At 73.9% G+C, this 12,522-nt stretch carries 9 protein-coding genes; 6 read left to right on the top strand and 3 right to left on the bottom strand.

Annotation, left to right across the window (positions count from 1 at the left end; genetic code table 11):
- The first annotated feature begins 9 nt into the window (after window positions 1-9).
- Entirely contained in the window at window positions 10-1,119 is a 1,110-nt protein-coding gene (locus F1D97_RS00785; protein WP_236121852.1) for a sugar kinase, read from the top strand.
- Window positions 1,120-1,198: 79 nt separating this feature from the next.
- On the opposite strand, the gene F1D97_RS00780 is transcribed toward F1D97_RS00785, so the two are convergent.
- The 3 genes from F1D97_RS00780 to F1D97_RS00770 form a co-directional block, all read right to left on the bottom strand.
- Window positions 1,199-2,488 (bottom strand): ABC transporter substrate-binding protein, encoded by a 1,290-nt coding sequence (locus tag F1D97_RS00780; RefSeq protein WP_236121851.1) that lies wholly within the window; start codon window positions 2,486-2,488, stop codon window positions 1,199-1,201.
- A 147-nt stretch (window positions 2,489-2,635) separates the two neighbouring features.
- Window positions 2,636-3,559: a carbohydrate ABC transporter permease gene (locus F1D97_RS00775; protein WP_236121850.1), complete on the bottom strand. Its 924-nt coding sequence runs from the start codon at window positions 3,557-3,559 to the stop codon at window positions 2,636-2,638.
- 7 nt (window positions 3,560-3,566) lie between these two features.
- Entirely contained in the window at window positions 3,567-4,544 is a 978-nt protein-coding gene (locus F1D97_RS00770; RefSeq protein ID WP_236123443.1) for a carbohydrate ABC transporter permease, read from the bottom strand.
- A 208-nt stretch (window positions 4,545-4,752) separates the two neighbouring features.
- Here F1D97_RS00770 and F1D97_RS00765 point away from each other — a divergent pair, with 208 nt between their 5' ends.
- From F1D97_RS00765 to F1D97_RS00745, 5 genes are all read left to right on the top strand, one after another.
- Complete coding sequence (locus F1D97_RS00765) at window positions 4,753-6,702, top strand: DUF6807 family protein (RefSeq protein WP_236121849.1); 1,950 nt, start codon at window positions 4,753-4,755, stop codon at window positions 6,700-6,702.
- The gene (locus tag F1D97_RS00760) at window positions 6,699-7,883 is read left to right on the top strand and encodes a Gfo/Idh/MocA family protein (protein WP_236121848.1); all 1,185 of its coding nucleotides are present in this window, start codon (window positions 6,699-6,701) and stop codon (window positions 7,881-7,883) included. Before F1D97_RS00765 ends, F1D97_RS00760 begins: the two co-directional genes overlap by 4 nt.
- A gap of 24 nt (window positions 7,884-7,907) precedes the next feature.
- Window positions 7,908-9,356, top strand: a complete 1,449-nt coding sequence (locus F1D97_RS00755; protein ID WP_396022546.1) for a Gfo/Idh/MocA family protein — start codon at window positions 7,908-7,910, stop codon at window positions 9,354-9,356.
- A 124-nt stretch (window positions 9,357-9,480) separates the two neighbouring features.
- Window positions 9,481-10,266: a 3-ketoacyl-ACP reductase gene (locus F1D97_RS00750; RefSeq protein WP_236121847.1), complete on the top strand. Its 786-nt coding sequence runs from the start codon at window positions 9,481-9,483 to the stop codon at window positions 10,264-10,266.
- 32 nt (window positions 10,267-10,298) lie between these two features.
- A complete protein-coding gene (locus F1D97_RS00745) occupies window positions 10,299-12,431 on the top strand; it encodes an FAD-binding protein (protein WP_236121846.1) in 2,133 nt (710 codons plus the stop codon).
- Window positions 12,432-12,522: the final 91 nt, after the last annotated feature.

Genomic DNA, 12,522 nt, shown 5'->3' with positions numbered 1-12,522 from the left:
GGACCGACAGTGACGCACACCCGCCTGACCCTGCGCCCCGCCGACACCGTGCGCTACGACGTCGTCGCGCTCGGGGAGGTGATGCTGCGGCTCGACCCCGGCGAGGGTCGCGTGCGCACCGCCCGCCAGTTCCGCGTGTGGGAGGGCGGCGGGGAGTACAACGTCGCGCGCGGGCTGCGCCGCGCGTTCGACCAGCGCGCCGCGGTCGTCACGGCGCTCGCCGACAACGAGGTCGGCCGCCTGGTCGAGGACCTGGTCCTGACGGGCGGGGTCGACACCGCGTTCGTCCGGTGGGTGCCGTACGACGGCGTCGGCCGCACGGTCCGCAACGGCCTCAACTTCACCGAGCGCGGGTTCGGCGTGCGCGGCGCGGTCGGCGTGAGCGACCGCGGGCACACCGCCGCGTCGCAGCTGCGGGCCGACGACGTCGACTGGGACCACCTGTTCGGGGAGCTCGGCGTCCGGTGGCTGCACACGGGCGGCATCTACGCCGCGCTCTCCGAGACCTCCGCGGACACCGTGCTCGCCGCCGTCCAGGCGGCGCGTCGCCACGGCACGGTGGTCTCGTACGACCTCAACTACCGGCCCTCGCTGTGGAAGGCGATCGGCGGGCAGGCCCGCGCGCAGGAGGTCAACCGCGCGGTCGCGCCGTACGTCGACGTCATGATCGGCAACGAGGAGGACTTCACCGCGGCCCTCGGGTTCGAGGTCGAGGGCGTCGACGAGTCCCTGTCGCACCTCGAGGTCGACGCGTTCGCCGCGATGATCGACCGCGTCGCGCGCGCCTACCCGAGCTTCCAGGTCATCGCGACGACGCTGCGCACGGTGCGGTCGGCGACCGTGAACGACTGGGGTGCGCTCGCGTGGTCCCGCGCCGAGGGCCTCGTGCAGGCCACGCACCGGGAGCGCCTGGAGATCCTCGACCGCGTGGGCGGCGGCGACTCGTTCGCGTCGGGCCTGGTGTACGGGCTGCTCGAAGGCCTGCCGCTGGCGACCGCGGTGGAGTACGGCGCGGCGCACGGTGCGCTCGCCATGACCACCCCGGGTGACACGACGATGGTCACCAAGGCCGAGGTGCTCAAGCTCGCGGGCGGCGGCTCGGCCCGCGTCGACCGCTGACCCCGACCGCGGCGGACACGCACGACGAAGGGGCCCCGCCGGTCAGGCGGGGCCCCTTCCCTCCGGGGCGGTGCCGGGATCACTGCCCGATGGCGGTGCTCACCTCGTTCGTGAACTGCTCGGCGGCCTTCTGCGGCGTGAGGCGCCCGAACAGCACCTCCTGGTTGATGCGCTTGGTGATCGCGGCGACCTCACCGGCGCCGTTCGGCGGGACGGGCGGGCCGTCGACGACGTCGTCGGCGATGTCCGCGAGGAACGCGGCGGCCTGCTTGTCCGTCTCGTTGAACAGCGGCTCGACGGCGGCACGCACGTCGGTGTTCGCGGGCAGCCCGCGGTCCGACAGGAGCAGCTCGCCGGCGGCCTGCGAGTTCACCAGGAAGTCGACGAAGAGAGCGGCCTCCTCCGGGTGCTGCGACTTCGCCGAGACCGAGTAGAACATCGCGGGCTTGAAGTACATCCCGGTGCGCTCGGCCTCGGTCTCGCCGGGCACGCGCAGCAGCTCGAGCGGGTGGCCCGCGGCGCTCGTGATGGCGGTGAGCTGGTTGGTCCAGAACCACGCCATCGCGCCCTTGCCGGTCGCGACGACGGACTGCTCGGGGCCGCCCGAGTCGATCTCGACGCTCTGGGCCGCGCTCGGGGTGCCGCCGGCGGCCTGCAGGTCGAGCGAGTACTGCCACCACTGCGCGAGCGTCGCGTCGTCGTACCCGAGCGTGCCGTCCGGCGCGTACAGCGACTGCCCGCGCTGACGCGCGAAGATCGAGAAGCCGGGCTCGTTGAACCCGTAGTCCTGCGCGCCGACCACGGCGCCGTCGGACTTCTCGGTGATCTCGTTGGCGAGGTCCACGTAGTCCTGCCACGTCCACGTCTCGTCGTCGGGCAGCTCCACGCCCGCCTTCTCGAACGCGGTGGGGTCCGCGACGACGACGTACGCGTTGACGCCGGTCGCGACGCCGTAGAGCTTCCCGTCGATCGTGCCGGAGCTGAGGATCGACTCGTCGATCTTCGAGGTGTCCAGGCCGAGCGAGCCGAGGTCGGCGAGGACGCCGCGCGACGCGTAGTCGGTGAGGAAGCGCTCCTCCTGCGTGATGACGTCCGGTGCGTCGCCGCCCGCGACGGACGTGCTGAGCTTGTCGAAGTACGAGTCCCAGTCGGTGTAGTCGGGTTCGACGTGGATGTTCGGGTGCTCGGCCTCGAACGCGTCGATGACCTGCTGGGTCAGCTCGTGGCGGGTGTCGGAGCCCCACCACGAGAAGCGGATCGTGACCTCCTCGTCGGTGGGGCCGCCGCCGGTCTGCGCGGAGCCGCCGGGACTGTCGTCGCTCCCGCAGGCGGTCAGCGCGAGCGCGCCTGCGGCAGCGAACGCGGCCACCTTGAGAAGGGTCGGGCGTGGGTGTCGCATGGTTCTCCTTCGTGACGAGACGCCGTCGTGCTGGTCACCCCGAGCGAGGCTCGGGTGGTGCCGCGCCGAGGGCGGTGGCAGTGCGGGTGCCGCCGGCCCCGGCGCGAGTTCGGAGTGCTACTTGATCCCGGTCGTGGCGATGCCCTTGACCAGGTACTTCTGGCCGAACAGGAACGCGAGGAACACCGGCACGAGCGTCACGATCGACATCGCGAACATCGGCCCCCACGAGCTCTGCCCGCTGGAGTCGAGGAACGTGCGCAGCGCGACGGGCGCGGTGTACATCGAGGGCTTGGTGAGGAAGATCAGCTGGCTGAAGAAGTCGTTCCAGGTCCAGATGAACGTGAAGATCGCGGTCGTCGCGAGCGCCGGCATCGACAGCGGCAGCATGATCCGCGCGTAGATCCGCAGGTGCCCGCAGCCGTCGAGGCGAGCGGCCTCGTCCAGCTCGCGCGGGATGCCGCGGAAGAACTGGACCATGAGGAAGATGAAGAACGCGTCGGTCGCGAGCAGCTTCGGGACGATCAGCGGCAGGAACGTGTTGATCCACTCGAGCCGGGAGAACATCACGTACTGCGGGACGATGATCACGTGGATCGGCAGCATGATCGACATGAGCATGATCGCGAACCACAGGCGCCGGCCCCGGAACTCGAGCCGCGCGAACGCGTAGGCGGCCATCGAGCACGCGACGAGGTTGCCGAGCAGCGAGCCGAGCACGATCACCGCGGAGTTCAGCAGGTACCGGCCGAACGGATAGGTCAGCGCGTTCCACCCGTCGGTGTAGTTCGACAGGTCGACGTCGGTCGGGATGACCGACAGGTCGCGGAAGATCAGGTCGTTCGGCTTGAGCGAGCTCGCGAGCAGCCAGATCAGCGGGTAGAGCATGACGAGCGCGAGGGCGATCAGCCCCGCGTGCTTGGCCGTCGAGCGCACCGCGCCGCGCCAGCGGGGGTGCCGCCGGGGGCGCGGGGCCGGGGCCGACGAGGTGCGGGAGTCGGGGCGCGACGCGTGGACGCCGGCGGCGGGGTCGGGTCGCATGTCGAGGTCAGTCACCGTAGAACACCCAGTACTTGGAGGCGAGGAAGTTGAGGGCGGTCATGGCGCCGACGATCAGCAGCAGCAGCCACGCCATGGCGGACGCGTACCCCATGTCGAGGGACGCGAAGCCCTTCTGGTAGAGGTAGAGCGTGTAGAAGAGGGTCGAGTCCGCGGGACCGCCCGTGCCGCCGGAGACGACGAACGCCTGCGTGAAGCTCTGGAACGCGCCGATGACCTGCAGGACGAGGTTGAAGAAGATGATCGGCGTGAGCAGCGGCACCGTGATGGAGAAGAACTGGCGCACCCTGCCGGCGCCGTCGATCGACGCGGCCTCGTAGTACATCTCGGGGATCTGCCGCAGCCCGGCGAGGAAGATGATCATGGGCGCGCCGAACGTCCACACGTGCAGGATCACGAGCGTGCCGAGCGCGGTGTCGGGGGACGACACCCAGCCCTGCCCCTCGACGCCGAACAGGGCGAGGAACGCGTTGACGAGCCCGTCGACGCCGAACACCTCGCGCCAGAGGATCGCCACGGCGACGGAGCCGCCGAGCAGCGACGGCAGGTAGAACACGGACCGGTAGAACGCGAGGCCGCGCATCCCGCGGTCGAGCAGCATCGCGAGCCCGAGGGCGACGACGAGCTGCAGCGGCACCGCGGTGAGCACGTACGTGAACGTGACGACGAGCGACTTGTGCAGCCGGGGGTCGTCGAGCATCCGCGTGTAGTTGTCCAGGCCGATCCACTCCGGGGGCTGGAGCAGGTCGTAGTCGGTGAACGACAGGTAGGCGGAGGCCGCCATGGGCCCGAGCGTGATGAGGACGAGCCCGAGGAACCAGGGTGCGAGGAAGAGCGCGGCCGCGCGTCCGTCCCCGCGGCGGCGCCGACGGGCGGGCGGTTCGTCGCCGGCTGACGTGCCGGGCGTCGGCGGTGGGCCACCGCGGCGCGCCCCGGCGGCGCGTCGCAGCTCGGACACCACGGACATCGTCATCACCTCTTCGTGACTGGCGCATATCGGGAGGAAACCGGTTGCTTGGCGTGCACCGTAGCACCGTGCCAGGGTGTTGGGAACCGGTTTCCCGTCGGGTATGGTCTGGCACGAACCGGTCGTACCGGACCGCACCCGCACGACGTCGTCGCGAGGTCGCCCGGCACCGATCGACCCCCGAGCACAGACGCCCCAGGAGGCTGCAGTGACGCAGAACGCGTGGGCCAGACCGGCGCCCACGATCGCCGAGGTGGCGCGAGCCGCGGGTGTCTCGCGCGCGACCGTCTCGCGCGTCATGAACGGCCGGGTCACGGTCGACGAGGAGCTCGCGCAGCGCGTCCGCGAGGTCGCCGAGCGTCTGCACTACCGCCCGAGCACGGTTGCACGGAGCCTGTCGCTCGGGCGCACCAACACCGTCGCGGTCGTCGTGCCGGACCTCGCGAACCCCATGTTCCAGCAGGTGCTGCGCGGGGTGTCCGCCGCCGCGGGCGAGGACGGGTACCGCGTGCTCGTCGCCGACACGTCCGAGACCGCGTCCGACGAGCGCCAGGTCGCGCTCGACGCCCGGCTGCGCTGCGACGCGCTCGTGCTCGTCTCGCCGCGCATGCCCGAGGCGGAGCTGCGCGCGCTGCTGCCCGAGGTCGGGCCGGTCGTCGTGATCAACCGGGAGCCCGACGGCGCGACCCCGACCCTCGCGATCGACTACGCGGCCGGGATCGAGGACATCGTCGAGCACCTCGTCGGCCTCGGGCACCGGCACCTGCTGTACCTCGCGGGCCCGCCGCAGAGCGCGTCGCACGCGGCCCGCCTCGCGGCGCTGCGGACGGCCGCGGCGCGCCGCGCCGAGGTGCGGCTGTCCGAACGGGCCGCGGGGTCGTCGGTCGAGAGCGGCTACGCCGCCGCGGGCGACGTGCTCGCGTCGCGTGCGACCGCCGTCGTGGCCTACAACGACCTCGTCGCGTTCGGCCTCCTCGCGCGCCTCAACGAGCTGGGCGTCGCGGTGCCCGGGGACGTGTCCGTCACCGGGTTCGACGACATCGAGCTCGCGCGGTTCTCGGTCCCGTCGCTCACCACCGCGACCGTCCCGCAGGTCGACCTCGGCCGCGCCGCGTGGGCCCGCCTGGGCGCGCTCGTCGGCCTCGGCTCGGGCGTCTCCCCGCTGCCCGACGAGCCCATCCGCCCGCACCTCGCGGTCCGTGCGAGCACGGGTCCCGTGCCGCCGGCCGTGCGCTCGTCGGCACCCGACCGGGCACCCGCCCGCACGGCACCGGAGGTGACCGACGTGCGCTGGCGGACCGACGGCGACGTCCTGCGGCTCGACGCCCGCACCTCCGGTGCGGACGGCGACCTGCCCCTCGCGCGGTACGAGAGCGGCGAGCGCGTACCGCAGGTCCACGCGCCGCGCCCGTACCTGCACCCCGTGCGGTCCGCGGCGGGCGTCGACCTCACCGAGACGAGCCCCGTCGACCACCGGCACCACTACGGCGTGTCCATGGCGGTGCCGGTCGTCAACGGGACGTCCTACTGGGGCGGGCGCACCTACGTGCGCGACGAGGGCCCGACGCTGCTGCCGAACCACGGCCGGCAGGCGGGGCAGGGCGCGCGCGTCGCGTCCGACGGGCGGTCCGCGGTCGACGAGGTGACCTGGTACGACGAGCACGGCGACGTGCTGCTGCGCGAGACGCGCACGCTCGCGGCGGCGCCCGCGGCGGGCGGCTGGACGCTGCGCTGGACGTCGGTGCTGCGCGCGACCGAGCGCGACCTGCGGATCGAGAGCCCCGGCACCAACGGGCGGGCGAACGCCGGCTACGGCGGGCTGTTCTGGCGGCTGCCGGGCGCGCACTCGACGCTCGCGCTCGGCCGCGGGCTCGTCGGCGAGGCGTCCGTGCACGGTAGCGACTCGCCGTGGCTCGCGTTCGTGCAGCGCCGCGACACCGCCGCCACCACGCTGCTGCTCGTGCAGGACCCCGACGCCGTGCGCCCCTGGTTCGCGCGCGTCGCCGAGTACGTGGGCGCCGGACCGGCGCTCGCGTGGGACGCGCCGCTGCACGTCGCGCACGGCGACGAGCTCGTCGTGCGGATGGCCGCCGTGGTGCTCGACCGGGCGGTCGACGCCGACGAGGCCGACGCGCTCGCGGCGGGTGCGTGGTCATGACCGGCGCACCCGCGGTCGCGGTCGTCGGCGTCCACGGCCACGGCCACACGCACGTGCGCCACGTGCTGCGGCTCGCCGGGAAGGGCGCCGCGCGGCTGGCGGCCGTGGTCGACCCGCGGCCCGTCGACGACCTCGCGTACGTCCCGCCGGGCACGCGGTGGGTGCCGGCGCTCGACGACCTGCTCGCCGGACCGGAGCGGCCCGACGTCGTCGTCCTCGCGACGCCCATCCACACGCACCTGCCGCTCGCGCGCGCCGCCCTGCGCGCCGGGTGCGACGTGCTGCTCGAGAAGCCGACGACCGCGTCCCTCGCGGAGCACGCCGAGCTCGTCGCGTTCGTCGAGGAGACGGGGCGCCGCTGCCAGGTCGGGTTCCAGTCGTTCGGGTCGGCCGCGGTCGACGAGCTCGAGCGGCTCGTCGCGTCGGGTGCGCTCGGCGAGGTGCGGGTCGTCGGCGCGGTCGGGACGTGGGTCCGCACGGCCGCGTACTACGCGCGCGCCCGGTGGGCGGGGAAGCGCCGGCTGGACGGCGTGGACGTGGTCGACGGCGTCGTGACGAACCCGCTCGCGCACGCCGTCGCGACCGCGCTGCGCGTCGCGGGGGCCCGGACCGCGGCGGACGTGCTCGACGTGCGCCTCGACCAGTTCCACGCGCACCCGATCGAGGCGGACGACACGTCCTCGCTCGTCGTGCGGACCGCGGGCGGGGTCACGGTCGGCGCCGGGCTCACGCTCGCCGCCGCGGAGCGGACGCCCGCGCGCGTCGTCGTGCGCGGCACCGCGGGCGAGGCGACGCTGCTGTACGAGCACGACGAGCTCGAGGTGCACACCCGCACGCAGTCCTGGCGGCGGACGTTCGCGCGCGTCGACCTGCTCGACGACCTGCTCGCCGCGCGCGTCGACCCGTCGGCGCGGCTGCGCTGCGACGTCGCGTCGACCGGTGCGTTCATGCGCGTGCTCGAGGCCGTGCGGCTCGCGCCCGACCCGCGTCAGGTCCCCGCCGCGCACCTGCGCTGGCGCGGGGTCGGGCAGGACCGGCACCCCGTGGTCGGCAGCATCGCCGCGTGGTGCGAGCGAGCCGCGCTCGAACCCGCGACGTTCACCGAGCTGGGCGCGCCGTTCGCGCTCGCGGCGGCGCAGGCCGAGCCCGCGGCCGTGACCGCGCCCCTCGCCCGCCCGTAGGCCGGCAGGCCGTCAGGAGGAACCGTGCACGAGCCGAGCGACCAGAACCCGACCGCGCCGCGCCCGGCGTCGCACCGCGCGACCGTCCCCGGGGCGGGCGTCGTGCCCGACTACGCGCCCGCACCGCCGGGCGAGCGGCTGCGGTACGCGGTCGCGGGGACCGGGCACCGCGCCGGGATGTACGTCGACGCGATCACGGGCGAGCACGCGGACGTCGCGCAGCTCGTCGCGTGGCTCGACCCCAACCCGGGGCGGATCGACCACTACGACGCGCACGCCGCGCGGCGCCTGGGCCGCGACGAGCCGCTCGGCCTGCCGCGGTACACGCCCGACGGCCTGGAGCGGATGGTGGCCGACGAGCGGGTCGACGTCGTCGTCGTGACCTCGCCCGACCGCACGCACGCGGACCTCGTCGCGCGTGCGCTCGACGCGGGCGCGCACGTCGTCGTCGAGAAGCCGCTGACGACGACGGTCGAGGGCTGCCGCACGATCGCGGACGCGGTGCGTCGCAGCGGCAACGACGTGGTCATGACGTTCAACTACCGCTACTCGCCGCGGAACTCGACGCTGCGCCAGGTGGTCGCGGCGGGCGAGATCGGGACGGTCACGTCGGTGCACTTCGAGTGGGTGCTCGACACCGTGCACGGCGCGGACTACTTCCGGCGCTGGCACCGGGACAAGGAGTGGTCGGGCGGGCTGCTCGTGCACAAGTCGAGCCACCACTTCGACCTCGTGAACTGGTGGTTGGGGGACGTGCCGGCGCGCGTGTTCGCGTCGGGCGGGCTGCGGTTCTACGGCGACGAGAACGCTCGCGCGCGCGGGCTCGGTCCGCGGCCCGAGCGCGGGACGGGCGTGCAGGGCGACCCGTTCGCGCTCGACCTCACGCGCGACGCTCGCCTCACGGCGCTGTACCTGGACGCCGAGCGGCACGACGGGTACCTGCGCGACCGGGACGTGTTCGCGCCGGGCATCACGATCGAGGACAACGCCTCGCTCGTCGTCGACTACCGCGGCGGGGCGTCGATGACGTACTCGCTCAACGCGCACAGCCCCTGGGAGGGCTACCGGGTCGCCATCAACGGGACGGCGGGCCGCGCCGAGCTCGAGGTGGTCGAGCGGGGTGCGATCGCGGTGGACGACGACGGGCGCGCGGTGCTCGACCCGTCGGCGACGCCCGTGGCGGCCGGCGGGCAGCGGGTGCGGCCCGAGGGGGAGCGGCTCGTGGTGCAGCGGCACTGGGAGGCGCCGCGCGAGGTGCCGATCCCCGCGGGCATCGGCGGGCACGGGGGCGGGGACGCGATCCTGCTCAAGGACGTGTTCCGCCGGCACCTGCGCGTGTCCGACGACCCGCTGGGGCGCAGCGCGGGGATGACGGACGGGCTGCGCGCGGTGGCGGTGGGCATCGCGGCGAACCGGTCGCTCGCGACCGGGCAGGCGGTGCTGGTCGACGAGCTGGGCCTCGGTCTCGGCTAGCGGAAAGCGCTTGCCGAACCGGGCGCCCTCTGCCACGATCGGGACGCGGGGCGCGGTCGCGTCCCGCTCTCCGACGGCTCGACGACGAGCCCGACGACGAGCCCGACGACAGAGGGGACGGCCCGTGGCGCGCGTCGCACTCATCACCGGCGGCAACCGGGGCATCGGGCTCGGCATCAGCCGACGACTCGTCACCGACGGGTACGCCGTCTCGATCCTCGCGACGCGCGAGGAACCCACCGACGTGCTCGCCGAGCTGCGTGAGCTCGCCGGTTCCGACGACGCCGTGCGCTACGTGCGCGGCTCGGTCGCCGAACCCGCCGACCACGTCCGCTACGTGCAGGACGCGCTCGACGCGTGGGGCCGTCTCGACGTGCTCGTCAACAACGCCGGCGTCGCGCCCGCCCAGCGCGCCGACCTGCTGGAGGCGACCACCGAGTCGTTCGACCGCGTGCTCGGCATCAACCTGCGCGGGCCGTACTTCCTCACGCAGGAGTTCGCGCGCCGCGTCGTCGCGCTGCGCGGCGCGCTCACCGCGCCGCCGCTGGAGCCGGTCGCGACGGTCGTCAACGTCTCGTCGATCTCCGCGACGACCGTCTCGACCGACCGCGGCGACTACTGCGTCTCCAAGGCGGGCGTCGCGATGGCCACGCAGCTGTGGGCCGTGCGCCTCGCGCCCGAGGGGATCGTCGTGCACGAGGTGCGGCCCGGCGTCATCGCGACCGACATGACCGCGGGCGTCGCGCCGAAGTACGACGCGCTGCTCGCCGACGGTCTCGCGCCCATCGCGCGCTGGGGCCGACCCGCCGACGTCGCGGGCGCGGTCGCCATGCTCGCGTCCGGCGCGACGCCGTACTCGACGGGCGAGGTCTTCCACGTCGACGGCGGCATGCACGTCCCCGTCCTGTGACCGACCCCGTGACCAGCGACGAGGAGCCGACGATGCCCCACCGCCACGACCCCGTGCTCGTCCGCATCGGCGAGACCGACGTCCCCGTCGTCACCGCGAACACCGTCGTCGTCGGTACCGGTTCGGCCGGGTTCTGCGCCGCCGACCGCCTGTGGGAGCTCGGCCAGGACGACGTCGTCATGGTCGCCGACAAGGTCAACGCGGGTGCGTCCCGCAACGCGGGCTCCGACAAGCAGACGTACTACAAGCTCACGCTCAGCGGCGGCGACGGCGACTCCGTGCACGAGATGGCGCAGACGCTGTTCGCGGGCGGCGCGATGGACGGCGACAACGCGCTCGCGGAGGCGGCGCTGTCCGCGCGCGGGTTCCTGCGGCTGTGCGACCTGGGCGTCCCGTTCCCGCAGAACCGGTACGGCGAGTTCGTCGGCTACAAGACCGACCACGACCCGCGCCGACGAGCCACGTCCGTCGGTCCGTACACGAGCCGCACCATGGTGGAGCGGCTCGAGGCGAAGGTGCACCGCAACGGCACGCGCGTCTTCGACGAGTGCCGCGTGGTCGACCTCGTGACGGTCCCCGCCGCGGACGCGCCGGGCGGGCGCGCCGTCGTCGGGCTGCTCGTCCTGCGGACCGACGTGCGGCACGACGGCGAGCAGTCGCCGTTCCTGCTGTTCCGCTGCACCAACGTGGTCTACGCGACCGGCGGCCCCGCGGGGATGTACGCGACGCGCGTGTTCCCGCACGGGCAGTGGGGCGCCTCCGGCGCGGCGTACCGGGCGGGCGTGCACGGCAAGAACCTCACCGAGTGGCAGTTCGGGCTCGCCTCGACGCACCCGCGGTGGAACGTGTCCGGCACGTACATGCAGGTCATCCCGCGGTTCGTGTCGACGGACGCCGACGGCGGCGACGAGCGCGAGTTCCTCACCGAGGCGATCGGCGACTACGGGCGGCTGCTCGGCCTGGTGTTCCTCAAGGGCTACCAGTGGCCGTTCGACGTCCGCAAGGCGCGCGACGGCTCGTCGCTCGTCGACCTGCTCGTCTACCGCGAGACCGTGCTGCGCGGGCGGCGCGTGTTCCTCGACTTCCGCCGCAACCCCGTGCGCGACGAGCTCGACCCCGCCGCGCTCAGCCCCGAGGCCCGCGACTACCTGGAGCGCGCGGGCGTGCTGTTCGGCACCCCGGTGCAGCGGCTGCGGCGCATGAACGAGCCCGCGTACCAGTTCTACCTGCGCAAGAACCCGTACGTGGACCTCGAGACCGACCTGCTCGAGGTCGACGTGTGCGCGCAGCACAACAACGGCGGGCTCGTGGTCGACGCGTGGTGGGAGTCGAACGTGCGCGGGCTGTTCCCCGTGGGCGAGGCCGGTGGCGCGCACGGCGTCTACCGGCCGGGTGGCGCGGCGCTCAACAGCGGGCAGGTCGGGGCGACCCGCGCCGCGCAGCTGATCGCCGCGCGGCGCAGGGACGCGCCCGTCGCGCTCGACCGGTTCGCCGCGGCTGCCGCGCCGGTCCAGGCGGCCGCGACCGGGCTCGTCGCCGCCGCGGCCGGGCGGGCCGCCGCAGGGTGGGACGAGGACACCGGCGACCTGCTGCGCCGTGTGCAGGAGCTCATGAGCGCCAAGGCCGGGCCCGTCCGCTCGGAGAAGTCCATCCACGAGGCGCTCGACCAGGTGCACGCCTGGCTCACCGAGTACGAGCGGACCGTGAGCGCCGACCCGTCGTCGCGCCGCTCCGTCAACCGCGTGTTCCTCGTCCGCGACACCCTCACCGCCGCGTACGTGTACCTGTCCGCGATGGCGGACTACGTCGCGCACGGGGGACGCTCGCGCGGGTCCGTCCTGTACTCCGACCCGGCGGGCGAGCTGCCGCGCGTCGGGTACGGCCCCCGGTCCGACGACGAGCTCGACCTGCCCGAGGTGTTCCGCTTCCGCCTCGACGAGGGCGCGCTCGACGACGAGGTGCAGGAGTCCGCCTGGCGCCCGCCCGCGACGCCCGACGCGCACGCCCGGACCCTCGACGGGTGGCACGCGGTCGTCGGACGCGCGAGCGACGACCCCGCCGGCGAGCCGGTGTTCCGCTGGCGGCCGCGGCGCCCCCTGCCGCAGGACGACGACTTCTTCGAGAACGTCTGGCGCGACTTCCGCGACCACGGCAATGTCGGCTGACGGCCGGCTGACGGCCGGCTGACGGCCGGCAGACGGTCGGCTGAGCGTCGGCTGAGCGCACATCCGAGGGGTGGACAGGGACGTCGTCGAC

Source organism: Cellulomonas palmilytica, from assembly GCF_021590045.1.
Classification (GTDB): domain Bacteria; phylum Actinomycetota; class Actinomycetes; order Actinomycetales; family Cellulomonadaceae; genus Cellulomonas; species Cellulomonas palmilytica.
Note: the sequence above shows the minus strand (reverse complement) of the source record. Positions and strands in the feature narration are given on the sequence as shown.

Excerpts from the sequence above, each read along its gene's own strand:
- F1D97_RS00775 (WP_236121850.1), bottom strand. The coding sequence starts at position 3,559 with ATGCGACCCGACCCCGCCGCCGGCGTCCACGCGTCGCGCCCCGACTCC.
- F1D97_RS00770 (WP_236123443.1), bottom strand. The coding sequence starts at position 4,544 with ATGTCCGTGGTGTCCGAGCTGCGACGCGCCGCCGGGGCGCGCCGCGGT.
- F1D97_RS00760 (WP_236121848.1), top strand. The coding sequence starts at position 6,699 with ATGACCGGCGCACCCGCGGTCGCGGTCGTCGGCGTCCACGGCCACGGC.
- F1D97_RS00745 (WP_236121846.1), top strand. The coding sequence starts at position 10,299 with ATGCCCCACCGCCACGACCCCGTGCTCGTCCGCATCGGCGAGACCGAC.